At 68.0% G+C, this 25715-nt stretch carries 19 protein-coding genes; 15 read left to right on the top strand and 4 right to left on the bottom strand.

Going from position 1 to position 25715, the window contains the following annotated elements:
- The first annotated feature begins 9 nt into the window (after positions 1-9).
- The 5 genes from KEG38_RS09075 to KEG38_RS09055 all read left to right on the top strand — a co-directional run bounded on the left by KEG38_RS09075 (position 10) and on the right by KEG38_RS09055 (position 5818).
- On the top strand, positions 10-825 hold the full coding sequence (locus tag KEG38_RS09075) for a metallophosphoesterase family protein (RefSeq protein WP_272418720.1): 816 nt from the start codon (positions 10-12) through the stop codon (positions 823-825).
- A gap of 154 nt (positions 826-979) precedes the next feature.
- Positions 980-2191, top strand: a complete 1212-nt coding sequence (locus KEG38_RS09070; protein ID WP_272418719.1) for a glycerophosphodiester phosphodiesterase — start codon at positions 980-982, stop codon at positions 2189-2191.
- A 74-nt stretch (positions 2192-2265) separates the two neighbouring features.
- On the top strand, positions 2266-2781 hold the full coding sequence (locus KEG38_RS09065) for a hypothetical protein (RefSeq protein ID WP_272418717.1): 516 nt from the start codon (positions 2266-2268) through the stop codon (positions 2779-2781).
- 18 nt (positions 2782-2799) lie between these two features.
- Positions 2800-3714, top strand: a complete 915-nt coding sequence (locus KEG38_RS09060; RefSeq protein ID WP_272418716.1) for an STAS domain-containing protein — start codon at positions 2800-2802, stop codon at positions 3712-3714.
- Positions 3715-3760: 46 nt separating this feature from the next.
- Positions 3761-5818 carry a sensor histidine kinase gene (locus KEG38_RS09055; RefSeq protein ID WP_272418715.1) on the top strand — a complete coding sequence of 686 codons (2058 nt, stop codon included), beginning with the start codon at positions 3761-3763 and terminating at the stop codon, positions 5816-5818.
- Between the two features lie 2 nt (positions 5819-5820).
- On the opposite strand, the gene KEG38_RS09050 is transcribed toward KEG38_RS09055, so the two are convergent.
- Together KEG38_RS09050 and KEG38_RS09045 are read right to left on the bottom strand one after the other, a co-directional pair.
- Entirely contained in the window at positions 5821-7188 is a 1368-nt protein-coding gene (locus tag KEG38_RS09050; protein WP_272418714.1) for a cytochrome P450 family protein, read from the bottom strand.
- A gap of 14 nt (positions 7189-7202) precedes the next feature.
- Complete coding sequence (locus tag KEG38_RS09045; protein ID WP_272418713.1) at positions 7203-7772, bottom strand: TetR/AcrR family transcriptional regulator; 570 nt, start codon at positions 7770-7772, stop codon at positions 7203-7205.
- Positions 7773-7980: 208 nt separating this feature from the next.
- Here KEG38_RS09045 and KEG38_RS09040 point away from each other — a divergent pair, with 208 nt between their 5' ends.
- From KEG38_RS09040 to KEG38_RS09010, 7 genes are all read left to right on the top strand, one after another.
- Complete coding sequence (locus KEG38_RS09040) at positions 7981-9225, top strand: HlyD family secretion protein (RefSeq protein ID WP_272418712.1); 1245 nt, start codon at positions 7981-7983, stop codon at positions 9223-9225.
- A gap of 10 nt (positions 9226-9235) precedes the next feature.
- Positions 9236-10819: a DHA2 family efflux MFS transporter permease subunit gene (locus KEG38_RS09035; protein ID WP_272418711.1), complete on the top strand. Its 1584-nt coding sequence runs from the start codon at positions 9236-9238 to the stop codon at positions 10817-10819.
- The gene (locus tag KEG38_RS09030; RefSeq protein ID WP_272418710.1) at positions 10816-11604 is read left to right on the top strand and encodes a sigma-70 family RNA polymerase sigma factor; all 789 of its coding nucleotides are present in this window, start codon (positions 10816-10818) and stop codon (positions 11602-11604) included. The genes KEG38_RS09035 and KEG38_RS09030 overlap by 4 nt, the downstream gene beginning before the upstream one ends.
- 80 nt (positions 11605-11684) lie before the next feature.
- Entirely contained in the window at positions 11685-12929 is a 1245-nt protein-coding gene (locus KEG38_RS09025; protein ID WP_272418709.1) for an NAD(P)/FAD-dependent oxidoreductase, read from the top strand.
- 33 nt (positions 12930-12962) lie between these two features.
- The gene (locus KEG38_RS09020; RefSeq protein WP_272418708.1) at positions 12963-13289 is read left to right on the top strand and encodes a 2Fe-2S iron-sulfur cluster-binding protein; all 327 of its coding nucleotides are present in this window, start codon (positions 12963-12965) and stop codon (positions 13287-13289) included.
- Between the two features lie 52 nt (positions 13290-13341).
- On the top strand, positions 13342-14577 hold the full coding sequence (locus KEG38_RS09015; RefSeq protein ID WP_272418707.1) for a cytochrome P450: 1236 nt from the start codon (positions 13342-13344) through the stop codon (positions 14575-14577).
- A gap of 84 nt (positions 14578-14661) precedes the next feature.
- Entirely contained in the window at positions 14662-16098 is a 1437-nt protein-coding gene (locus KEG38_RS09010; RefSeq protein WP_272418706.1) for a WD40 repeat domain-containing protein, read from the top strand.
- A 734-nt stretch (positions 16099-16832) separates the two neighbouring features.
- Here KEG38_RS09010 and KEG38_RS09005 read toward each other — a convergent pair.
- On the bottom strand, positions 16833-17342 hold the full coding sequence (locus KEG38_RS09005; protein ID WP_272418705.1) for a DUF488 domain-containing protein: 510 nt from the start codon (positions 17340-17342) through the stop codon (positions 16833-16835).
- Between the two features lie 54 nt (positions 17343-17396).
- Positions 17397-19109: an HAD hydrolase family protein gene (locus tag KEG38_RS09000; protein ID WP_272418704.1), complete on the bottom strand. Its 1713-nt coding sequence runs from the start codon at positions 19107-19109 to the stop codon at positions 17397-17399.
- 598 nt (positions 19110-19707) lie between these two features.
- Here KEG38_RS09000 and KEG38_RS08995 point away from each other — a divergent pair.
- Genes KEG38_RS08995 through KEG38_RS08985 form a run of 3 tightly spaced genes read left to right on the top strand, consistent with a single transcriptional unit; the run spans position 19708 to position 25707 of the window.
- A complete protein-coding gene (locus KEG38_RS08995; protein ID WP_272418703.1) occupies positions 19708-22341 on the top strand; it encodes a hypothetical protein in 2634 nt (877 codons plus the stop codon).
- Between the two features lie 60 nt (positions 22342-22401).
- Complete coding sequence (locus KEG38_RS08990) at positions 22402-23490, top strand: DUF2169 domain-containing protein (RefSeq protein ID WP_272418702.1); 1089 nt, start codon at positions 22402-22404, stop codon at positions 23488-23490.
- Positions 23491-23493: 3 nt separating this feature from the next.
- Positions 23494-25707, top strand: coding sequence for a type VI secretion system Vgr family protein (locus KEG38_RS08985; RefSeq protein WP_272418701.1), 2214 nt, complete (start codon positions 23494-23496; stop codon positions 25705-25707).
- Positions 25708-25715: the final 8 nt, after the last annotated feature.

The raw sequence follows: 25715 nt of genomic DNA, 5'->3' as shown, positions 1-25715 counted from the left end.
TCGCGCGCCATGACGCGGATTGCTCATGTGACGGATCTGCATTTGCTGGAAGATCGCCACGACAGCCGCAGCGGTATGGAGCGGTGGAGGCTGCGTTATTTGACGTTCGGTCGATCGCCCTGCGCGCGTCGGCGGCGCGAGCGCGCGCTGGACGCGCTCGTACGCGCGCGCATGACGGACGCGGATCACGTGATCGTGACGGGGGACCTCACCGAGGATGGCGTGTCGGCGCAGTTCGAGGTGCTTTCGGAGGTGCTCGCCGAAAGCAAGCTCTCGCCGGAGCGTGTGACGCTCGTCCCCGGCAATCACGATCTCTACGACGATGGGCGGGCCTTCGCGCGTGCCCTCGAAGGCCCCCTCCGCGCCTATGCAACGACGAGCCGGCGAGGCGCCATGACCGAGCTCCGGGACGCGTTGATCGTACCCGTATCGACCGCCGTGCCCTTGCCCGTGACGCGATCGAGTGGCCTCATCGAGCAGGACACCCTCGAGCGGCTCGGCAAGCTCGCGGAGGATCCTCATTTCACCTGGAAGGTGGTCCTCTCGGCGCAACATCATCCTCCGGGGCGGCACGCGATCGCGGCATGGCACTGGGTCGACGGATTGCAGGCGCACGAGGCGATGGACACGCTGCTCGCGCGCTGCGAGCGGCTCTACGTGGCGCATGGACATGCGCATCGATCAGAGAATCGATCGATCCGGGCGGGCGCATCGCCGCGTGTTTTTGGTGCGGAAGCCGTGGTGGATGGGGAGACCACGGTGCGTCTGTATCGGGCGACGCACGGGCGGCTCTTGCCCGAGATGGATGTAGCGCTGGCGGCTTGACGCCGCTCAGGCGTTCCTGAAGCGCGCAGGCTCTCCGCGTCGCGCTCGCGAAGCCACCGTGACTTCGGCGTGAAGCGCCTTGCCATCGCCCCCGCATCGCGAGACCATCGGCGCGGCGGCGCTCCGCCGCCTGCAATCCACGGCGAGGATTCTCATGAAAACGAATTGCGTCGAAGCGAGGACGGCCGTCCTCGGCGTGCTCCTTTTGGCCTTCCTGGTCGGCTGCGGCAATGGGACGAGCAGCGGGGGTCCGGATGCGACCCCGCCCGAGGTCTGGAAGACGTTGAACGGCAAGGAACCGCTCGTCACCGGCCATCGCGGGGCCTCCGGGTACCTGCCCGAGCACACGCTCGCGAGCTACACGCTCGCCATCGAGCAAGGCGCCGATTTCATCGAGCCGGACCTCGTGGCCACGAAGGACGGTCACCTCATCGCCCGCCACGAGCCCGAAATCTCGACGACGACCGACGTCGGGTCGAAGCCCGAGTTCGCGGATCGGAAGACGACGAAAACCGTCGACGGCGCCCCCGTCGAAGGGTTTTTCGCGAGCGATTTCACCTTGGCGGAGATCAAGCAGCTCCGCGCCGTCCAGCCGCGGAGCTACAGGCCGCAGGAGCACAATGGCAAGTACGAGATCCCGACACTCGAAGAAATCATCGCGCTCGCCAAGCAGAAGTCGGAGGAAACCGGGCGCGTGATCGGCATCTACCCGGAGACGAAGCACCCGACCTACCACGCGGACCTCGGCCTGCCGCTCGAGGACAAACTCCTCGCGGCGCTCGAGCAGGCCGGGCTCACGGGCGAAGGCGCGAAGGTGATCATCCAGTCGTTCGAGGTCGGAAATCTGCAATACCTGCGGCAAAAGACGTCGCTCCCGCTCGTGCAGCTCGTCGACGCGGACGGCGTCGCGCTCGACGGGAAAATCAAGCTCGCGCCGCCTCACGACAAACCGTACGATTTCGCGAAGCAGAACGATCCGCGTACGTTCGCCGATCTGCTCACCGATGAGGGGCTCACGTTCGTCGCGACATACGCGGACGGTGTGTCGCCGTGGAAGCGGTACATCGTGTCCGTGGAGGGCGTCGACGCGAACGGCGACGGCGAAGCGGACGACGTCAATGGCGACGGGACCGTGGACGACGCGGATCGAAAGGCGCTCGCGCCGACGGATCTCGTCACGCGCGCGCACGCGAAAGGCCTGTTCGTCCATACGTGGACTTTCCGTAGCGAAGGAATGTTCCTCGCCGAAGACTACGGCGCGACCCCGGCGGCCGAGTACGAGGTCTTCTACCGCCTCGGCATCGACGGGGTGTTCAGCGATTTTCCCGACGAAGCCGTGAAGGCGCGCGCCCGTTTGGGCCTTTGAGAACTCCGCCCACCGGGATAGGATGGCGCCGGGGGGAATGAAGGGGCGCCACGCGGCATCCCGGGGGGAGTCACATGAACAAGTACGAGGGGGAATACCGGGGCGCTGCTCTGCAGTCGCTCCTGCTTGCGCTCGGCCATTCGGAAGCGCTCGTCGAGAAGATCCTGAAGAGCTGCGGCGTCGACCGCATCGAGCCCGACCGCTGGTACGATCTTCATTGGGGCTGCAACGTCGTCTACGGCGAGGTCGTCGCGCGGATCGGGCCGAGCGCCATCCTCGCGGTCGGCAAGAAGATGATCGAGGCGGCCGTGTTCCCGCCGGGCCTCGACGACGTCCGCAGCATGCTGTCGGGCCTCGACGCGGCATACCGCCTGAATGCGCGCGGGCCGAGCATCGGCGGGATCACGTGCACGTTCGACGACGACCGCAGCGCCACGCTCGACTGGACGGCGGCGGGTCCTTGCGCGCTCAACATCGGCATCATCCAGGGCTGCTGCAGCCGCGTCGGCGCACGTCCCCTCGTCGAGCACGGCGCGACGGGGTGCATGGAGCACGGCGCGCCCTCCTGCATTTACCGCGTGAGCTGGTGATCGACGCGAGGGACCACGATGAGCGCCACCTTGCTCGCACGGCTCGATCGCTCGGCCGACGCGCTCACGCAGGATCTGTCGTCGCGCCTCGTTTCGCGCGCTGGCACGATCTTCCGGGCCATCGGCCCGGACGCGACGCGCGATGCCGTGTCGCGCCTCCTCACGGCCCTCCGCAAGGACCTCGCGGCCGAGGGCGACGGGGAGGGACGCGACGTCCTCGGTAGCTTGATCGAGGACCTCGCTCCGAAAGGGCTCGGACATTACGATCTGCGCCTGCTCACGACCTCGCTGCGCAGCGCCCTGCTCGCGGCGATGGCAGAGGCCCCCGACGTGGATGCGAAAAGCAGGGGCCTCGTCGAATCATGGCTTTTCCAGGTCGCGCTCTCCGGCCCGATGTATCTCCTGGTCCAGCGCGAGCGGGTGTTCCAGGAACAGACCGTCGAAATCGAGGTGCGGCAAATGAAAGCGCAGCTCGACGAGCTCCAGGCGGCCTACGCGGACAAGACGCAGCTGCTCGAGCAGATCCGTCAAGCCTCGACGCCCATCGCGACCGTCCACGAGGGGATTCTCGTCGTGCCGCTCGTCGGGATCGTCGACGAGAATCGCGCGCAGGCGCTCACCGAAAAGCTCCTCGATAGCATCGTCGCGGAGCAGGCCCGGGTGGTGATCGTCGATATCTCGGGCGTCGGGGTGTTCGACGCGGCGACGGCAGAACACGTCCTCAATACCGCAAAGGCCACGAGGCTGCTCGGCGCCGAGCTCGTCCTCGTCGGGCTCTCGCCCGCGGTCGCACGGACCGTCCTCGCGCTCGGCGTGGATCTTTCGGGTTTGTCGACGCGGAGCAGCCTCGCAGCCGGGCTCGCGCGCGCCCTCGGGAAGCTCGGCTTGCGAATCGCGCCCACGGCTCCTCCGCGCGCATCGAGCGGGCGGTGAGTTTCACGCCTCGACGGTTGCCCTCGGGCGTACCAAGAGCTGCTGCATGATCGTGGAGTCCTTGCTCCCCTGGCCAATGATGAGGCTGACCAGCACGGGTGAGGTCCTGGCGAGCGCGTCCTTGAGCGAGCTCCTGGAGATGGAGTCACCGACCCCGGAACGGCTGTCGGAGCGCTTCGAGGTATCCCGGCTCGGCAGCCGGGCGGTCCTCCCCGAGAAAGAGTTGCCGTGGCGGCGTGCCCTTCGCGGCGAGTCCTTCAGCGACGAGGAGGTCTGGTACGATCAACAGACCGCCCGCCGTCTCCTGCTCCTGGTGCGCTGCCGCGCGGCGGCCGGCGAGGCGCTGCTCGCGTTCGAAAACGTCGCCGACGAGCCCTTCGCGATCCGGCTCGCCGACCTCGTGGCCAGCATCGGCGCCGCGCTTCTCAGCGCGGACGAACCCTCGGCCCTGGCCCATGGGCTGCTCGACGAGGTGGCCGCCGCCGTTCGCTCCGATGCCGTGTTTCTCATCGCCACCGAGGGCGGTGAACGTCTCAGGCTGGTCGCCTCGGTCGGGGTTCCCGCGGCATTCGCGCAAGATTACAATCTGAACCTGGCGACCACCGTCGCGGGGCTGGCAGCCGAGACCGGCGACATCCAGGAGATCGCGCGCATCGAGGATCTGCCGGAGGGCACCTTCCGCGGCACCCTGCGCCTGCTCGAGCTCGGGCTCCACGCGGTCTCGGCGTTCCCCCTGAACGCAGGGGGCGAGCTGGTCGGGGTGCTGGGGCTCGCGCGGCGGCAGCCGGGGAAGCTCAGCCCGATCGAGCGCCGCTTGCTCCGGGGCGTGGCGGGCGCCTGTGCTCTCGGGCTGCGGCAAGCCCGGCAGCGCGATGCCGAACGCCGCGAGGCCCGCCGGTTGCGCTTGCTCCGCGACGTGGCCATGGCCATCGAGGCCGCCATACCCCTGCGCGAGCTGCTGCGCCGCCTGGTGGAGCAGGCCTGCGAGCTGACCCGCGCCCGTTATGGCGCCCTGGGAGTGCTCGACGCCAAGGGCACCGGCCTTTCCGACTTTGTTTACGTGGGCGTCTCCGAAAAGGTCGCCCGCGACATCGGCAGTTTACCCGAGGGCCGAGGGCTTTTGCGCGCGCTCATCAACGAACCGCGGCCCAGCCGGGTGGCGGATATCCACGCCGATCCGCGGTCGGTCGGCTTCCCCGCGCATCACCCCGCGATGACGTCTTTCCTGGGCGTCCCGCTGCTCATCGGGCAAAAGGTGTTCGGAAACTTCTACCTTTGCGACAAGGACGGCGGCGTCGAGTTCACGGAGGAGGACGAGCGTATGGTCCGGCTCTTCGCCGCGCAATCGGCGCTGGCCATCGCCTACGCCCAGCAATTCGAGAGCACGCAGGAGGCCCATCGCGAAATGGACCGCCTGCGAGACGAGTTCGCCGCCGTCATCGCTCATGATCTCCGCAACCCCGTCGCGGCCATGACGCTGATTCTGGACGCGCTGCTCGCAAAACCCGAGAACGATTCGGTCGTCGTATCGGTGCAGCAACTCCAACGTTTGCGTCGAATCGGCAGCCGGATCTCGCGCATGACGCAGGACCTGCTCGACGTCTCTCGCATCGAGCTCAGGCGGCTATCTCTCGATCGCCTGCCCGTGTCGCTGGAGGAGGCGACGCGTTCGCTGCTCGCAGAAATCGAGCCGACCCTCGGACAGCACCCGGTGACCCTTCATGTGGAGGACTGTGTGCCCGAGGTTTTCGTGGACCCGGCCCGGCTGGCGCAGATCCTCACGAACCTGCTCGACAACGCCGCCAAGTACTCGGGCGCCGGCGCGCCGATCCGGGTGACCATCCGACCGGAGGCAGGAGGCGCGGGGCTCTCGGTCGAGGATCGCGGCCCGGGTATCTCGGCGGCGGATTTAGGCAGGCTGTTCGACCGTTTCTCTCAGGCCCAGCGAGCGCGCGAGAAAAACACGGGGCTCGGCCTGGGTCTCTACATCACGAAGGGGCTGATGGAGGCGCACGGCGGCACCATTGCCGTGGAGAGCGCGCAGGGCCAGGGCTCGACCTTCCGGCTGTGGTTTCCGGCGGCTCCATCCGCGCAGGCGGCGTAGGACTAGAACAGCACCGGCAGCTCCCGGAACCCGCGGAGCCCCGCGGCGCCGCCCCAGCGCAGCGTCTCGGCCGGTACGGCGAGGCGTAGATCGGGGAAACGTCGGAACAGCGTCTCGAAGGCGATCTGCCCCTCGATGCGCGCGAGCGGCGCGCCGAGGCAGAGGTGAATGCCTTTGCCGAAGGCGATGTGACGGTGGGCATCGGCGCGCGAGATATCGTACGTCTCGGGATGATCGAATTGCGCGGGATCCCGATTGGCCGAGCCGAGGCCGAGCATCACCTGCCCTCCCTTCGGGATCGACACCCCGGCGATCTCCATGTCCTCCTTGGCGGTGCGCACGGCGCCCAGGTAATCGACCGGCCCCCAGTACCGGAGCGTCTCCTCGACGACGCCTTTGGCGAGGCCCGCCGGATCCGCCTTGAAGCGGGCATGCTGCTCAGGGTGGGTCAAGAGCGCGACGACCCCGTTGCCGATGAGGTTCACCGTCGTCACGTGCCCGGCCAAATAGAGGAGGAACACCATCGAGAGCAGCTCTCTGTCATTGAGCTTGTCGCCGTCCTCCTGGGCCTGGATCATCTGGCTTATCATGTCGTCCGCCGGCGCGCGCCGCTTCCGCTCGAACAGCTCGACGAGGTAGTGGCTGAACTGCACGAGCTGCTTGCGCGTCTCCTGCATGGCCACGGGGTCCCGGTTTTCGATGCGGAGCTCCCCCAGGCGACTGACGGTCTCGCGATCCTCCTCCGGGATACCGAGCATGTCGCTGATCACCGTCACCGGCAGCGGGAACGCGAATGCCTTGATCAGATCCATCCGCCGCTCTGGCCCCGACTCGCCGCGCGCGGCGGCTTCTCGCTCGGCTTTGTCGAGCAGATCGTCGGTGAGGCGCTGGATGCGGGGCCGGAGCGCCTCCATCACGCGGGCATTGAAGCTCGGCTGGACCAGCTTGCGCAGCCGCGTGTGGTCGGGCGGATCGAGCATGAGGAGCGAGTAAACGATGGGCCGGAGCTCCTCCGGCACCGGCGGCATGTGCGCCCGCTGCTCCGGCGTCATCCGCGCGTAGGGGTCGGAAGCGAGGCGATCGTCGAGCAGCGCGCCCGCCGCCTCTTGGTAATGGCTCACGAAGAGCACGTCGCCGACCGGGCGATGGCCCGAAGCGACGCTCTTGCGCTCTTCTTCGTCTCGGGGGAAGGGATAATGACGGGCGCGCACGACGGGCCCCTTGGCCCGCGCCTCCGCGTAGATCTCGGGAGATCGGGCGAGAAATTCGGGATCGGATCGGTCGAGCACCACGGACTCCAGCACGGGCACTTCCTTCGTGTCCGGTTTGCCCGCGTGCTCTGCGCTCGTTTCGTTCGATGACGTGGTCATATCGTCCTCTCTGGCTACTTCTGCTGCTGTGACTCGTTCGAAAGGCGCGCCGCACCTGCGCATGCGCCCGCGATCACGGTGTCGATGGCCGCGGCGGCGTAGTCCTCGCTGACGTCCTCGCCGCGATGGATGAGGCGCGTATAGATCCCCCCGAAGATCAGGTCGATGATGAGCTCCGTATTCACGCCCGCGGGCAATTCGCCGCGCGCGATGCCGCGCTCGAGCAAGGCCGTGTTACGCCGCCGGCGTTGATCGCGCAGGATCCTCGAGAGGGCCTCGACCTCCGGATCCGCGCGCTCCATCTGCATCATCCGCACGATGCCCCGGCCCGTGGGCGTCTGGCACGTCCGCACGGTCCTCATCACCACGGTCAGGAGATCCCCGCGCAGCGTGCCCGTATCGAGGAACTCCTCCTCCTCGGCGGCCGCACGCATGGATGCTGCGACGAGCTCCGCCTTCGTCGGCCAGCGCCGGTAGATCGTCGTCTTGTTCACCCCTGAGCGCGCCGCGACATCCTCGATGCGCAGCGCGCCGTAGCCCACACGCCCGAGCTCCTCGTGCGTCGCGGTCAGCACGGCCGACACCACGCGCTCCGCGCGTCCACGGACGCGGGTGCCCTCGGTTCGACGGGTTCGTTGAGCGGGCGGGGGGGTGCTGTCGTGACGCATGGGCTGAGTCTACCGAACGGTTCCTCCAGAACTTTCGCGCTGTTCCGCCACAAAGGCAACTTGTTGTTGCCATGCACTCACAGATGGGTACTATGGCAACAACAAGTTGCCTTGAGGGTCACGCATGAGCACCGCGACATCCCCTTCCGACGTCGTTCCCCAAGCCCCTGCCGTGCAGGGAAGCGCTGCTGCGGGCGCCTCCGCAAAGCCGAAGAGCAAAGGGCGCGCGCTCCTGTTCGTCCTGCTGTTCGTCGCCGTCCTCGGCGGAGGGGGGTACGGGTGGACGCACCGCACCCTGGAGAGCACGGACAACGCGCAGGTGGACGGCGAGGTGATCGCGGTCCCGGCGCGCACGGGCGGGACGATCGCGCAGGTGCTCTTCACCGAGAACCAAGCGGTCAAGGCCGGCGATACGCTGGCCGTGCTCGACGACGAGAGCGCCAAGGCGAAGCTCGCGCAAGCCGAGGCAAACGTGGAAGCCGCCGAGGCGGCGGCCGAGGCGGCCGAAGCCGACGCGCGCGTGGCCGAGATCAACGCCCTCGGCAACAAGTCCGTCGCGGAGGCGTCGCTGCAGACGGCGCAGGGCGGCGTGGTGTCGGCGGCCGATCAGCGCAAGGAGGCCGAGGCGTCGGTCAAGTCCGCGGAGACGGCCTTCAAGCAAGCCGAGGCCGATCTCAACCGCAACCGCAAGCTGCTCGAGCAGGGCGCGCTTCCGCAAGCCTCGTTCGAAAAGGAGGAGACGAGCTTCGCCGTGGCGCAGGCGAACCTGGAGGCGGCGAAGGCGCGGCTCGCGACGCTGCGGGCAAACATCGCCGTGGCGCAGAGCCGCACGACGGAAGCCTCGGCAAAACTGAAGCAATCGAGCAACGTCGACGCGCTCGTGGCGCAAGCGCATGCGCGGGCCAAGACGGCGCGCGCGCAGGTGGCCATCGCCAAGGCGACGCGTGATCTCGCGAAGCTCGAGCTTTCGTACACGCGCATCGTGGCCCCCGCGGACGGCGTGGCCTCGAAGAAGACGATTGCCGTGGGGCAACAGGTCGCGGCGGGGCAGGCCATCGTGCAGCTCGTGACGCCGCTCCTTTGGGTCACGGCGAACTTCAAGGAGACCCAGGTCGCGAAGATGCACGCGGGCCAGCCGGCGCGAATGGTGGTCGACGCTCTGCCCGGCGTCACATTGCACGGCGAGCTCGAGAGTTTGTCCGGCGCGACCGGCTCGCGCTTCACGCTGCTGCCGCCGGACAACGCGAGCGGCAACTACACGAAAGTGGTGCAGCGCGTGCCGGTACGCGTGAAATTGCGTGACGTGCCGCAGGGCCTCGTGCTCCGGCCGGGCATGAGCGTCGAGCTGTCCATCGATACCCGCGGATAGGAGGTTCGTCGTGGCCCAGCTCGCTGTTGCAACGCCCGCGCTCACCGCCGCCGCGCCCAAGAACAACAAGTGGGCCGTGGCCATCGCGGTGGCCATTGGCGCGCTGCTCGAGGTGATCGACACGAGCATCGTCAACGTCGGGCTCGCCGACATGCAGACCTCGCTCGGCGCGTCGCTCAGCCAGGCGAGCTGGATCGTGTCGAGTTACGCCGTCGCGAACGTCATCATCCTGCCCCTCGCCGCGTGGCTCGGGCACAGGTTTGGCAAGAAAAATTATTTCCTCTTCTCGCTCGTGGGCTTCACGATCGCCTCGATCATGTGCGGGCTCGCGACGAGCCTGCCGATGCTGGTCATCGCTCGTGTTTTGCAGGGGATCACGGGCGGCGGCCTCATGGCCAAGGCGCAGTCGATCCTCTTCGAGACGTTCCCCAAGGAGGAGCAGGCCACGGCGCAATCGTTCTTCGGGGCCATCGTCATCGCGGGCCCCGCGATCGGCCCCACGCTGGGCGGGTACATCGTGACGAACATCGGCTGGCGGTGGATCTTCTTCATCAACCTGCCGCTCGGCGTGCTCGCCGTGATCCTCTGCCTCTCGGCGCTCCCGCCCGACGAGCCGCATCAAACGCCTCCGAAGAGCATCGACTGGGCCTCCATTGCCATGCTGGCCCTCGGGCTCGGTTGCCTGCAGACGTTCCTCGAGGAGGGAAACTCCCACGACTGGTTCGATGATCCGATGATCGTCGTCCTGTGCGTCACGTCGATCGTGTCGCTCGTGCTCTTCGTGCGTCGCGCGCTCGCCTCGGACGAGCCCGTCGTGGACCTGCGCGTGCTCCGGTACCGCTCGTTATGGGCAGGCAGCATCCTCTCGGTGGTCGTGGGCATGGCCCTGTACGGCGGGCTCTTCGCCGTGCCGATCTTCGCGCAATCGATCCTGCGTTACACGTCGCAACAGACGGGCCTCATGATGCTGCCCGGCGCGCTGGCCACGGCGGTGATGATGCAATTCGCGGGGAGGCTCGCGCGCAAGATGGATCCGCGGCTCATGCTGGTGATCGGGGCGCTCATCCTGGCGAGCTCGCTCGTGATGTTCTCCACGATGAACCCGATGACGAGCGGCGACGATCTCTTCTGGCCGCTCATCGTGCGCTCCCTGGGCACCGTGTTCATGTTCTTGCCGCTTTCGATGGCCTCGCTCGGCCCCATTCCCCGCAAGGACGTCGCCTCGGCGACGGGGTTCTTCAATTTGACGCGCATGCTCGGGGGCAGCGTCGGCGTCGCGCTGCTCTCGATGATGCTGACCCGGCGGCAGGCGTTTCACATGGCCGTGGTCGCGGAAAAGCTCGTGTCGAACGATCCCGTGACGATCGAGCGGGTCAACATGCTGACGGGCGCGATGATGGCCAAAGGCGCGTCGGCGGCGGAGGCCAAGCAGCGCGCACTTTCGCTGCTCTCCGGGACGGTGGCGCAGCAGGGCTCGATCATGTCGTTCGCGGACACGTTCTGGCTCGCGGGCATGCTCATCGTGCTGTTTTTGCCCCTGGTGATGCTGCTCGGAAAACCGCAGCAAGGGGTCAAGGTGGAGGCAGGGCATTGAACGCACAACCCGACGCGTTGTCGATGTACCGCGCGGAGATCGCGAGGCGGCGAATCCTCTCCGCGGAGGTCGAGCGGGAGCTCGCGATCCGCTGGAAAGCGGGCGATCGTGAGGCCGGGCGGCTGCTCATCGAGGCGTGCCTGTCGTACGTGATGACGATCGCCCGCGAATATCGGCAGTGGGGCGCGCCGTTCGAGGACCTCGTGCAGCAGGGCAACATCGGCCTGCTCCAGGCGGCCCAGCGCTTCGATCCGACGCGCGGATATCGGCTCGCGACGTTCGCGAATTACTGGATCCGCGCGGAGATCCGCGATTACGTGACGCGGAACTACCGGATCGTGCGCCTGGGCACGTCGAAGGCGGAGCGGCGCGCGGTGCGCTTCTTCCGCCGGGCATTCGTGAGGGATGCGGCGACGCTCGCCGCGAGGACGGGTTTGTCCGAGCAGCGCGCCCACGAATTGATCCCGCTCCTCGCGGGGCCCGACGCGCCGATCGACACCGGGGCCCAGAGCGACGGTCCTGCGGACAGCGCGCTCTCGCCCGAGGCGGAGGTTTGTCGGGCCGACGAGCGCGCGCAGATCACGCGCGCCGTGAAGTCCGCGCTTTCGGAGCTCTCGCCCCGGGAGCAGCAGGTGCTCGAACGCCGCATCATGTCGGACGAACCCGCGACATTGGCGGAGCTCGGGGCGGCGTTCGGCGTGAGCAAGGAGCGCGTTCGGCAGGTCGAAGAGCAAGCCAAACAGCGCATGCGTGGTCACCTGCGCACGCTCGCGGGGAGCCTCTGAGCGGCTGCATTCGAAGGTGATCGGAGCATCGAGCGGAATCCCCGGAATCCCGGGCGCACGGAGAGAGGAGCGTCGCGGTCATGGAAGAGCGCATCGTCATCGTGGGAGCCGGCCAGGCCGGTGGCGAGCTTGCGGCTGGATTACGAAAGCAGGGCCATCAAGGGCGTATCGTCCTGCTGGGAGACGAGCCGCATCCGCCCTACCAGCGCCCCCCGCTCTCGAAAGGATTTTTGCAGGGAAAGGTGGCGCTGAGCGACCTCTACCTGAAACCGCTTTCGACCTATGAACGCTTCGACATCGAGCTCAGGCTCGGCACGCGCGTCGAGGCCATCGATCGCTCCGCGCGGGAGCTCTCCCTGCAGGATGGGAGCCGGCTCGGCTATGACAAACTCGTTCTGGCCACGGGCGGCCGGGCGCGTCGCTTGAGCCTTCCCGGAATGGAGACGGCAGAGCTCGAGAACCTGTTCTCGGTGCGATCGATCTCCGATATCGAGACGATGCGCGCGAAGTTCGTCGCGGGCAACCGGCTCCTCATCATCGGCGGCGGCTACATCGGGCTCGAGGTCGCGGCTGTGGCCGTGCAGCTCGGGTTGCAGGTGACGGTGCTGGAGGCGGCGCCGCGCCTGCTTTCCCGCGTGACGGGTCCGGAGGTGTCCACGTTCATCGAAGAGCTTCACCACGAGCGAGGCGTGGAGTTCCGGCTCTCCTGCGAGGCGCGGGGCCTCGAGCTCGACGAGGCGCGGCAAAAGGTGCGCGGCGTCCACGTCGCTCGTCACGGCGTGCCCGAGCGGCTCGATGCGGATCTCGTGCTGGTGGGAATCGGCCTCGTCCCGAACACGGAGCTCGCCTCCGGGGCAGGCCTGGCCGTCGACGACGGCATTGTCGTCGACGAATACGCATGTTCGGCCGATCCGGCCATCCTCGCCATCGGGGATTGCGCGAATCAGCCCAGCGCCTACATGGGCGGACGTATCCGGCTCGAGTCCGTGCCCAATGCCATCGAGCACGCACGCGTCGCGGCCGCCACCCTGATGGGCAAGCGGGAGCCTTATGCCGCCATTCCCTGGTTCTGGTCGGACCAGTACGGCTTGAAGCTGCAGATGGTGGGGCTCTCCGCCGGCTACGAGCAATGCATCACGCGAGGCTCCGCCGGGGGCAAGGAATTCTCGGCGTTTTATCTCAAGGACAAACGCGTCATCGCCGCGGACGTCATCGGCCGCCCCGCGGATTTCATGGCCGCGAAACGGCTGGTTTCGAGCCGGGCGCAGGTGGAAGTCACCCGCCTGGGCGACGCGGCCGTCCCGCTCGCGAGCCTCGCCGCTTGAAGACAATCCATCACCCAAATCCAGGAGGACATGATGCCGAAGATCAAATTCATCGAGGCGGATGGGAAGGAGTACGAGGTCGAGGCAGAGGAGGGACAATCCGTCATGCAGGCGGCGATGGACAACCTCGTGCCCGGAATCGTCGCCGAGTGCGGAGGTTTCGCCAGCTGCGCGACCTGCCACGGCTACGTCGACGAGGCCTGGCTGAAGGAGGTCCCCCCGCCCGATGCGGCGGAAGAGGGAATGATCGCGTGCGCCTATCACGTCCGGCCCAATAGCCGTCTGACCTGTCAGCTCAAGGTGACGCCCGCGCTCGATGGTCTCGTGGTCCGTCTGCCCGTCTCGCAGACGAGCGATTGAGAACCTGGTAGGCCGCCTCCTTTTTTCTCCAACCCCCGAAAGAGGTTCGAACATGCCCCCGTTCAGCGGACAGAAATTGGACACGATTCCCGCGCACGTCCCCCCGGAGCTGGTCTACGAATACGACAGCACCAAAGATCCGCGGATGCTCGAGGATCCGCACGCCCGGATGCGCTCCCTCATCCTCGAGGCCCCGCCCATCTTTTTCTCTCCCCACAATGGGGGGCATTGGTTCGTGACCCGGAAGCAGGCCATCGTGGACATCACGATGAACCCGGAGGTCTATAGCAACGCCCTCTTCGGTGCCTCGGAGGCACATGGAGGCGAACACGAGGCGCCGAAGCCGGCCTTCATGATGCTGCCCATTGCGGTGGATCCGCCGCAGCACACGGCGTACCGCGCACCGCTCAACCAGCCGCTGGCGGCCAAATCCGTCGCCGGGCTCGAGACGGCGATTCGGACCATGACGAACGAGCTCATCGACAAGGTGCTCGACGCGGGACGCTGCGATTTCCTCTCGGACATCGCCGAGCCGCTGCCCGTCACGCTGTTCATGAAGCTGGCCGGCATGCCGACCAACCGCCTCGCCGAGTTCCGTGAGCTCGCCACGCAGGCCACGTCCGCCGCGGTGGATCACGCGACCCGCGAGGGGATCTTCAAACAAATTGCGGGGATCCTGGCGGAGTCCATCAAGGCCCGGCAGGAGAAACGCGAGGATGACCTGATCAGCCGGCTGCTCGACGCGAACATCCAGGGCCGCAACCCCACGTTCCCGGAGATGTTGGGCTACAGCATCACCCTGTTCCTCGGGGGGCTCGACACCGTGGTGAATGCCCTGAGCTTCGGCGTCCGGCACCTGGCGCGTGATCAGGAATTGCAGGCGAAGCTCCGGGCCGACCCGAGCCTCCTGCCGGGAGCCATCGAGGAGCTCTTGCGTCTCTATGGCGTCGCGTGCACGCCCCGGCGGGTGACGCGTGACGTGGTTTGTCACGGCGTGAACCTCAAGCAAGGCGACGCGCTCTTGTTGCTCCTGCCGGCGGCCAACTACGACGACGCGGCGTTCCCGAACCCCGAGCAGTTCATCATGGGCCGGACCGAGCAACACATGACGTTCAACACGGGCCCGCACCGGTGCGTCGGTCTGAATCTGGCCCGCCTGGAGATGAAGGTGTTCTACCAGGAGTGGTTGAAGCGCGTTCCGCCGTTCCGGCTCGACCCCCAGGCGCCGCCGCGGTTCACGGGTGGCTTCAACCTGGCGGTCACGAGCCTGCCGCTCGTCTGGGATTGAGCAGCGCGGGCAGCGCGGCGGGCCGGATCCGCGGTTTGGGCTTGACGCGAGAGGCGGGTGCGCACCCAATCCCACGCGATTTCGATGAAGAAGTACCTTCACAGACCGGGCACGAAGCTCACCGGCCATTCCACGCCCATCCTCGCCGCGGACTTCACCCGAGACGCGTCGCGGCTCGTCTCGGCGGCGTCGAAGGACCCCACGGTTCGCGTGTGGGACGTCGATTCCGCGCGGACCATATCGAAGCTCGAGATCGCGAAGGGCGTCAACCAGGCTTGCCTGTTCCCGACCGGGGACCGGCTGGCCGCCACGTTCGACGATCGGGTCGTTCGTGTATACGCGCTTGAAAGCGGCGAGGAGCTCGCGCGCGCGCGCCAGATGATGCGCCATCCCCGGGCGCTTTGCGTGTCTCCGGGCGGCGGGGTGTACTGGGCGGGCTTCGGCGACGACAACACCGTCGTCTGGTCGTGGCGCCCCGGCGAGGACCCGAAGCCGCTCCTCCGGGACATTCCCTCCTTCGAGCCCGAATGCAGTTTGTCGCTCGCCCGGGATGGCGAGGAGCTGTGGTGCTTCTTCGAGTGGGATCTCGTGGGCTTCGACACGCGGACGGGCGCGGAGATCGCGCGGTTCAAGGAAGACCGAGACGTGGCCCTCGGGGAAGGCTTCGTGCTCTCTCCCGAGCGATGCGCCGTGGCCGTGAAATCATCGCTCAACCGTGATGACGATCCGGTCCGGCCGCGCCTCTACAAGTGGGACCTCGATTCCGACGTGCATTGCTGGGACACGGAAATCCTGGGATATCCCTATGGCGACAAACCGCTGCTGACGATGGCCCGGAGCAAGCGCTGGGTCGCGAGCGTCGGCAAAGCTTCCGTGATGTTTCATTCGCTTCGCAGCGGGCGAGCGCTCGGGATGCTGCCCTGCGAGGTGCCAGCGGCGACCCTTTCCTGCCAGCGTTTGTCTCCGGACGACCGCCTCCTCGCGGTCGGTGCTTCGAACGGCGACCTTTTCCTCTACGACCTCGGCGATTCCTTGCTCGAACCGAGCGTGGCGGCGTCGCACATCGCCACGCGCTCTCGTCAGGGCAGCCCGCTCCTCTTGCGACTGCAGAAACGGCCGGGGCTCTGGCTACGGGTGCACGAGGACGGCAGTCTCGAGCGGGCCGAAGGCGATGCCCGCGCCGACGCGCTCATCACGCCGCTGGCCGGCCAGGCCAGCCATGGAAAGAACGTGGCGGTTCATCCCCTCCGCCTTCGCTGGGAGCTTCGCAGGCGCCTCTGGCAGCACGACCTCACGAAGCCCTCGCCCTTTCACGCGTCTCGTCCCGTGCAGGTCTTCCTCGGAGCCGACCTGATCGTCGAGGGCTACCTCGGCGTCGGGCGTGACCCGGGAGCGGGGCAAGACATCCTCGGCGTCGACAGCGACCCCGACGGCGTCGGAGAGCGGGTCGCCGGAGAACTCGGCGCCCGGACGATCCTCGCCGGCATCGACGACCTCTTGGCGTTGCTCCCGACCGACTGACCGCGCGGAGGTTCGTCGCGCCGCGGAGGTGATCCGGCCCGCTCCCGCTCCCACGGAAGCTTCCTGCCCGTCCACCACTTCCTACCTCTCCGGCGCCCGCTTCCGGTACACTCGCGCCCATGGTGGCCCCCTCCCCGTAGCCCGCCGTCGAAGCGGCGATTTGGCTCGCCTTCGCTCCCGGCGGCGGCCATTTCACCGCCGTCGCGATCGGCCCCCACCACCTCCTCACCGTCGCGCGCGTCTGCGAGAACGCGCCTTACGTAGCCGAAGCGCACGGGCGCTTGCCACAGCCGTCGCCGAGGGCAGAGCCGGATCGTCGCGCACCGATGGCGGTAGGCTTTGGCTGCTTCACGCAAGCGCCCCGCGGCGCGCTCGCGGTCCCCGAGCTTGAAACCGTAGCTCCACGTCCGCCGAGGATGACCCGTCCGAATGAAGGCTCAACGGTCGAGTAAAGCGAACCATGAAGAGAGGCACGCAGGTGGCTTGCGATGGTGTCCGCAGACAGCAGGCTTCCCGCCCATGGCGCACATTCTCGCACTCGTCGATCATGGCCCCGGCGTGCTCGAGGCCGACGCTCCGCCGGAATCGGCACAGCAGCGGCTGACAAAGCCGAGGAGCGTCGGCAGCTCGTCCGGTCCGCGAGAATCCGGAGACATCTTGGAGCGGGTGGATCGAGAGTCCGATCAATCGTTTCCCGCAAGCGATCCGCCGGGCTGGATACCCTCGTGGACTGGCTAGAGACGGGTCGACGCCTTGCGCGAAGCCGTGGAGGCGCCGGACGACGTCGACCTCACACCGGGCCCCGACGAACGCGACGCGGCCTTGACGGTCCCGCGGAACATCCGAGCGATCACGCCGTGGAGGACGACCGCCTGGTTGTGGTGCTCGTCCTTGGCCCCGAAGACGAGCGTCACCGTCCCCCGCTTTGCCCGCTCCACGAGCTCGTCCACGAGCCTCGCAGCCGGCTGCTGGCGGAGCTCGGCGCGATAACGCACCGCGAACTCCTCCCATCGGGCCTCATCGTGACCGAACCAGCGCCGAAGCTCGGCGCTCGGCGCGATTTCCTTCATCCAGGCATCGATCGCAAGCGCATCCTTGCGCACGCCCCGCGGCCATAGGCGGTCCACGAGCACCCGGTACCCGTCGGCCGCTTCAGGTTCCTCGTATGCCCGCTTGAGCCGGACCGCGCAGATCGTATTGCCGCCGCCTCGTGCCTGTCGCGTTCCGCCCCGTGGACCGGTCATGATCAAAACCTTCCTCGACGAAACATGAGAACGAAACATGGGAGACTTGCACGACTACGGCCTGGCAGGCAGCGTGTAGCGGGTCGTGATGGCTTCGGAGATCAACGCGCGGCTCTGCCGGGGCGTGAGATCCGTGCGCGCGGCGATCTCCGCGGCCGTCGCTGACAAGGCAGGGTCCTTGACCGCTTCGGCAAACCAACGCGTGTAATCGCCCTGCGCGAGGTGGTAGAGCCACGTCTCGTCGTCGACCCCGTCTGCGATCTCGACGAATACGGCCAGGTTACGGGCACGAAGGTTCAGCCGTTCGTCCGGGCCCCGGAAATAAAAGCTCTTTTCGCGAAGGTTGCCCTCGGCGTACTTCCGAAGGTGCCTCAGGTGCTCCCCCCGCCCTGGCGCCGGCGTCACCCAGCGCGGCTTTTGACCCGCGCCGCGATTCCATACGAGCACGTCCCCGGGGCGCGGAGGCTCGGTCACCGGAGGCGGTGGGACTCCGATCGCCACGCTGAAGGCCACGAGCTCCGGTTCAGGCATCGGCCCGACCGAGATCACGACGTCGATACGCTCGAGGATCGGGACGGCAATCTCGTCGGCATGGAGGGTGACGAGGACGAGCTCGCCCACCTCCTGCGGAAACGTGAGGGACACGGGTCCCCAAGCGGACGGCCAGACATGGTGCGCCTCGTCTATCAGGATCCAGTGGGGTCGACCCGTCCGCGCGCGCATCGATTGCAGCCGGGGGAAGAGCTGCTCGAGGAACGCAGGCCTGTCGCCGAGCGCGATTGCAAGGAGATTGACCGACACGTCCGTGTCGGGGTTGTCGAGCACGCGCAGAATTTCGTCGATGCTCGGCGGACGACGCATGTCCCCGAGCTCGATGGCGTCTTCGAATCGAGAATAGTCACCCTCGGGATCGATGGCGATGAACTGGTACGATTGCTCCGCCAGCCGTTCGAGCAGCGCCATTGCGAATGTCGTCTTGCCGCTGCCGGACGGGCCCACCACGAGGACGTTGCCTCCGTACGGAGGGATGAGCAGCGGCTGGCCGTCGTCCGTCGTACCGAGCAGCGCGTGCCGGCGCGTCAGGCGGGGCTCGACGTGGCGCAGGTCGTCGTCGAGGAGCCCGTCGACGAGCTCGATGACCCCCCGCCCGTTTTCGCCTTTCGTTACGAGGTCCGCGCGCTCCCTGAGCGATGGAACGGCGTCGGCCGTGGCCGCGGAGCACTCGCAGAGCGCGAGGAAGGCGTGATCGTTCTCGGCATTGCCGATGCCTACGACCTCGTGCGGCGACATTCCGAGCTCTTGCAAGGCGACGCGGAGACCGCTGCCTTTGCCGACCTCCGCAGGGAGCACCATCAGTGCGTCCTGGTTATACACCATCCGTAACTCCAGGCCGCTCTGTCGAATCACGTCGAGCACCGCACGATCCTGCGAGGCATGCGTCGCCACGATGGCGCGACCCACAGAGAGAGGACCCACTCCCGTTTCGCGAAGCCTATCGACGAACCACGGCGGCGGTGCTTCCGCGAGGACGCGTTCCTCGCGCCCGATGGGACGATAAAGGACGGCGCCGTTCTCGGCGACGATGCGATCAAAAAGCTCGGGGCGAGGGAGAATGGCCAACAAGTCGCCGAGGACGCGTCCGGTCACGAGCACCACCTTCCGGCCGGTCGCGCGCAGGCGCTCCAGCGCTGCGAAGGTCTCGTCGGTGACCGCGCCGTGCTTGACGAGCGTGCCGTCATAGTCGCACGTGAGCGCGAGGTATCGCATGCGCGCTCTCTTGCGCGGCACCGGAGGACGTCAATCGGTGGCGCATGGCAACGCAGGTATGACAACACCCATCAACTCGACCGGTAACGCTCATGTTTCGAGCTCGTCCGCCCGGCGCTGGAGCGCGGTTGAGTTGACATCGACCCCCAGCCGGAGACCACTGCGAGGTCGGCAAGCCGACATCAACCCCCAGCCGGAGACCACTGCGAGGTCGGCAAGCCGACATCGACCCCCAGCCGGAGACCACTGCGAGGTCGGCAAGCCGACATCAACCCCCAGCCGGAAGGCTCGGGAAGGTCCGCGTGTCGGCATCGATATCGCGCCGATGACCTTCGGGAGGTCTCCGAGGAGGGGTCAAGTACGAGCTTTCGGCCTGGAGGTGGCTTCCGCGCGGGTAACTCCACCCGCTCTTGAACCTCTTGCAGGATTCCCCGTGGGTTCTTTCCATGACCACGCACCCGCTTGCGCTGCCGGCGGCGGTCGTGGCGTACGACGAGCGTCGCGAAGGTGATCTCTCCCGCTCCCGCTCCCACGCCCGCTTCCTGCCCGTCCATCACTTCCTACCTCTCCGGGGCCCGCTTCCGGTACACTCGCGCCCATGGTGGCCCCCTCCCCGCAGCCCGCCGTCGAGGCGGCGATTTGGCTCGCCTTCGCTCCCGGCGGCGGCCACTTCACCGCCGTCGCGGTCGGCCCCCACCACCTCCTCACGGTCGGGCGCGTCTGCGAGAACGCCCCTTACGTAAAACTCCTCCGCGCCGGCGAGCAGGTCCGCACCGCCGAGATCGTGCAGGTCCTGCCGCCCGAAGAGGGCGACCTCGCCATCCTCCGTTGCGCCGAGGAGCTGCCGCACGTCCTGCGGCTCATGCCGGCCGACGAGTTCAAGGACTTCGACCTCGACACCCCAGTCACCCTCGTCGGCTTCCGCGACAGCGTCGAGAACGCCCTCGCCAAGCGCGCCGTCGTCCTGCACTGGAGCAGCGTCTCGCTCATCGCCGGCGAACCCGAAGAGCCGCCGCCTCGCAAGTCCCAGCCCGACACCCTCCCGCCCCTGCCGCGCCTCCTCCAGGTCGTCCACGAAAACGAGGCCGGCGGGCCCCTCCTCGACAGCCGCCAGCGCCTCATCGGCATCGCGGGCCGCCACGAGGGCGAGGGCGGCACCGAGGGCATCGTCACCACCATCGACCGCTTCTACGAGCACAACCGCAAGTGGAAGATCCTCCTCGGCCCGCCGGCCGCCACGCGCGTCGCGAAGGCGCCGACCATGGCGCAGTCGTTCGTCCTCATGCACCTCGTCGCGGCCCAGCACGAGGAGCACGAGGGCACGAATCCCGCCACGCTCGTCGAGCACTACCGCGCCGCCCTGCGCCTCGACGCCTCCTCCGGCGCCGCGCACCTCGGCCTCGCTCACGCCAAGAGCGTCGCCGGCGAGATCGACGAGGACGTCTTCCGCAGCATCGGCCGCGCCTGCGGGCTCCTCCCGGCCTCCGAGTGGTCGCCCGAGTGCGCCGACGCGCGCCTCGCGAACCTCCTGCGCTCCTCGAAGCACCTGCACGGCGTCGTCACCGCCCTCCGCGCCGACCTCAAGAAAGGCCGTCCCCTCGCCGAGTGGGCCGCGCTCGGTCGCGCCGTCGCCGACCTCGTCCACGCCCCGCCGCCCGACTCCGAGGACCCGAACCGCCCGCGCCCGCCCGAAAAAGCCGCCGGTCGCCTCCTCCTCTGGGCCGGCCAGCCTCGCAGCGTCATCGCCATCCCCTCGCGCGAGCAGCCCGACATCCTCCGCGCGGCCGCCTTCCTCCTCGTCAACCACGCCGAGCAGGCCCTCTTCTGGCTCGACGATCCTCAGGAGGACGAGGAGGTCGAGTCGAGCCGCATGGAGACGACCCAGCAGCTCGTCCTCGCGCTCCGCTGGATCGCTCGCTGCCGCGAGGGCACGTACGACGGACTCCTCTCGCGCGAGGTCGCCGAGAAACACGGCGCCATCCTCGGCAAGCTCATGCCCGGCGGCGACGTCTTCTCCTGGCACGCGCACGCCGTCGCCAAGGCGTACCACGGCGAGATCGAGAGCGGCCTCGAGGATCTCGACCGCGCCATGCGCCTCCTCTCGCCGATGGCCCTGCCGGGCCGCTGGTCGCGTGAGTTCCCCGGCCTGCTCCCCACGCCCGCGCAGCTCGCCGCCGTCTTCGGCCGCGTCGTGCTCGATCAAGGTAAGCCCGAGCTCGCCCGCAAGGCGCTCGAAAAGCTGCCGATGCCGGGCTCGGACGACGCCCACGGCGCCGAGCTCACGAGCATCGAGAAGAAGCTCCGCGCCCTCGCCGGCGTCGACGCCGAGGTCGAGGTCTCGCCCGACCGCGCCCTCCTCAAGGCCAGCCGCAAGGATCCACGCGCCGTGCGCCTCGCCCGCGTGCTCGCGTTCTTCGCCGAGGCGGACCTGCCGCGCGAGCGCCTCGGCGATCTCGGCGAGGCCCTGCCGGTCCTGCTCAAGCTCGGCTTCTTGCGCGAGGAGGCCGATGTCGTCTCCTACGAGCCCACGTTCCGGGCACGCGTGCGCGACTTGCTCTCGCCCGATCAGCGCATCGCGGCCCTGCACGAGGCGCTCGACCTCCTGCTCATGGCCTACCTCGAGGCGAGCGCGCGCGAGCGCACCGAGCTCTGGCCGCACGTCCAGGAGACCACGAAAGCCGCCGTCGAGCACCAGATCGAGTTCGTCCCCGCGGCCGAGCTCCTCGCCCGCGTGGGCAACCAGCGCGCGCGCGAGCTCTCGTATGCCGAGGCGCGCGAGCTGCTCGAACAAGCCCACGACCTCGGGAGCCGCGGCTCGGCGCCCGCCGATCTCTGCGCCGAGATCGACATGGATCTCGGCTGGGTCGAGGTCCTCTCGGGCACGACGCCGCGTTCGCAGGAGCGGCTCGAGCGGGCTTTGAACTTTTACAACGAAATGGCCATGACCTCGACCGGCGCGACCCCGCACCGTCGAATGGCGCGTATCCATTACAGCCTCGCGCGACTCGCCGTGAGCAAGAGTGATCGCGACGCCGCATACATGAACGCGTGCCGCGCGCTGGAGGAGGCCGATCGCGGCTTCGAGCCGGGCACGCGCAAGGCCGCGCAGATCTATACGAGCCTCGCCCACCTCTTCCTCGACCTCGGCGATCACCTGCGCGCGCGCAAAGCCACGGCGCGGATCTCGCCGCGCGAGCGCGAGACCCGCACCGATCTCGCGTTCGATTCCTGATTCGTTCACGCCCGGAACGCTTGTGGCGCGGCGCCTTCCGCGTTTACCATCCGTTCCGCAATGAATTTCGAAACGCTCGTCGAGAACATCAGCTGGGCGAGCGTAGACGGCGAGACGATGATGGACCGTCACGGCCGTGACGTCGCCGTCGTCGTCGCCAAGGTCGCCTACAAGGTGAGCCGCGAGGGCGCGCCGAGGCTCGCGCTCGCGCCGGTGCGTCGCGTGGACGAGGGGGACGGCGGCGGGGGCGTGCGTTTTCCCGCGGATCTCGTGGCCGACGAGAAACCCGGCACCGACGTCGGCCTCGTGGGCGTCGCGTATCCGCCGCCGCGCTCAGCCGGGACCAAGGGGCGCGTTTATGCGTGGCTCCAGGTCGGCACGCTGCGCAAGGTCGTCGTCGTGCACGGGCCGCGCGTGCACGTGAAGAACTGGCGCGGCGCCGTCGCTCCCTCGGATCCCGCGCCGTTCGTCGAGCCCGTGCCGCTCCGCTTCGACAAGTGTCACGGCGGCCTCGACCCCATCACGGGCGCGTTCGAGCCTGCGAATCCCATCGGGATGGGTTTTTCAAGCCAGCCCACCCGCCTCCTCGGCGAGCCCGCGCCGCCGCTCGAACCGGCTTCGATCGAGGAAGGCGGCGCCCCGTGTCACGCCTCGTACGGCGCCTTCGCGCCGATCCCGGCGCACTGGGAGCCGCGGCGCTCGCGCATCGGCACGCACGACGCGGCGTGGTCGAAGAGCCGCGCGCCCGTGCGGCCGCGCGATTTTGATCCGATGCACCACACCTGGTCGGTCCCGGGTTTGCACAGCGGAACGCCGCTCCTCGGCGACGAGCCGGTCGAGGTGGGCGGCGTCTTGCCGGACGGCGTCTGGCGCTTCCGTTTGCCCCGGTACGCCGTGCAGTTCGGCAGCCAGATCGACGGCAAGAAGGTCGCGTACGAGACGCACCTCGACGGGTTTCTGATCGATACCGAGACCCGCGCCGTGGAGCTCACGTGGCGGGCGTCGATCGTGCTGCCGCGAAAATGGGAGCGGCTCGAGCGGATCTACGTGCTCGGGGTGGGCACGCTCCCGGAGGACGTGATCCGCGACCCGAGCCGGAGCGTAGGGGCGGGACGGGCCGCGGATCCGACGCGCGCGAGGAGTGTGTAGGCCATGAGCAAGAAAGCGTTGCGGATCGAAGTCTTCTTGAGCATCGGCGACGCCTCCTGGCCGGCGCTCCGGCTGCGCGTGGACGAGGGCATGAGCGAGCTCGGCGGGGCCTGGGTCGAGGTCGCGGTGGGCTCGGATCTCGACGTCGAGGGGCTGCTCGAAGAGCCGGCGACGGTCGTGATCTTCTGGGACGGGCAGGAGAAGCGGCGGTTCTCCATGCAGCTCGCGCGGGGCCGCTTCCTCGACGAGAAGGACGGCCACCTGCACTACGAGCTCGAGCTCCGGCCCTCGCTCTGGTTCCTCGGCCTCGACAAGAACACGCGCAAGTGGCGCGACCAGCCCGCCGAGCCGATCGTCTCGAAGGTCCTCGGCGAGGGCTCGGTCAAACACGCGTGGCGCACCACGCGGCAATCGGCGTCGCAGCCGTACTGCGTGCAGTATCGCGAGACAAACCTCGCATTCGTGTCGCGGATGCTGGAGTTCGAGGGTTTTTATTACACGTTCGATCCCGACGGCACGATGATCGTCGGCGACGCGTCCTCGGCCTCGCCCGAGGTCGAGGGCGGCGCGGAGTTCGAGCTCATCGATTCGGCGGGCGCGCTCTCGCATGGCGACTTCGGCGTCACCTCGTTCGAGCGCGGCGCGGTCGTGGGATCCGGCAAGGCCACGGTCAACGACCACAACTGGAAGACGCCGGCCCTGTCACTCCTCGCCTCGGCCACGGGCGCGAAGGACACGCACCTCGAGGTGTACGATTACCCCGTCGGGTATCGTGATCCGGCGGCGGGCGAGGTTTTGGCCAAGCTCCGCGTCGAGGCGCTCTGCGCGGAAAAGCGCTTCGTGGAGGGCACGAGCACGGTCTTTTCGTTCGCGCCGGCGCGCATCTTCTCGTTCACGCACGAGGAGGGCGCGAGCTTCAGCGGCCGCTACCTGCTCGTGCACGTGGAGCACGAGTATCGCGAGGAGGCGGGCGTCGCGCACTACGAGAACCGCTTCCGGGCCATCCCCGCGGACGTCCCGTTCCGCCCGGCGGTCCGGACGGAGCGCCCGGAGATCGAGGGCAACCACACGGCGATGGTGCGTGGCCCCGCGGGCGAGGAGATCCACACGGACGCCTACGGCCGCGCGAAGGTGCAGTTCCACTGGGATCGCGAGGCCAAGGGCACGGACGAGGACTCGCGCTGGATCCGCATGACGCAGGAGATCTCGACCTCGATCGCGCTCGCGCGTGTCGGCTGGGAGATCAGCGTCGGCTACATCGACGGCGATCCGACGCGCCCCGTGGGCCTCGCGCGGCAGATCAACGGGCAGATGGTCCCGATGTACAACCAGCCCTCGTTCCGCAACCGGATGACGATCCGCACGGAGACGTACCCGGGCAAGGCCGGGTTCAACGAGCTGCGCCTGGAGGACTCGGCCGGCTCGATGCACATGGACTGGCACGCCCAGAAGGACTTCAAGACCCTCGTCCAGCACGACCGGACCGAGACGATCGGCAACAACCAGACGGTGCTCATCGAGAGCAACTCGACGCGTACGGTCGAGAAAAACCAGACGATCGACATCGGCGGCAATCAGACGCGGACCGTGGGCCGGCACGTCGTGCACAAGGTCAACGTGGACCGGGACCACACGATCGGCGGGGAGGAGACCATCGACGTCACGCTCGGCGTCGAGACCTCCGTGATGGAGAACGACGTCGAGACGGTGGGCGGGACCCGCTACACGCGCTCGGGCAACGACGAGACCGGCTCGATCGATCGCTCGATCCAGAAGACGCTGACGCGCATCGTGGGCGGCTCGTCGATCTCGATGGCGGGCGGCTCGGTGGCCCACGAGGGCGGCGAGATGCTCTTCGAGTACGCCGGCGGGTCGAAGATCACGATCGGCATGGAGGAGAGCGTCAAGGAGGCGGTGGCCGAGAACCTCGGCACGTTCGTGAGCGGGTTCGTCCTGCGCAAGTCGAAGAGCGACATGAGCGTGTCGGCGAAAGAGACGAAGGTGAACGTGGGCGGCTCGGCGCTCTTCCGATCGGCGGAGCGCATGGAGCTCCGGAGCCGCGTGATCGAGCTCGTCTCGTCGGCCTCGATCGCGCTCCGCGCCGGGGCGCTCTCGATCGAGATGACGCCCGGGAACGTGACCATCACCGGGCCGCTCAAGCAGGAGAGCGAGACGAAGATCACCCTGCGTGGCAACCCCGAGAAGCTGACGCCCTGAAGGAGAAC

Source organism: Polyangium jinanense (assembly GCF_028435265.1).
Taxonomy (GTDB): domain Bacteria; phylum Myxococcota_A; class Polyangia; order Polyangiales; family Polyangiaceae; genus Polyangium; species Polyangium jinanense.
This window is presented reverse-complemented; position numbering and strand designations above follow the sequence as displayed.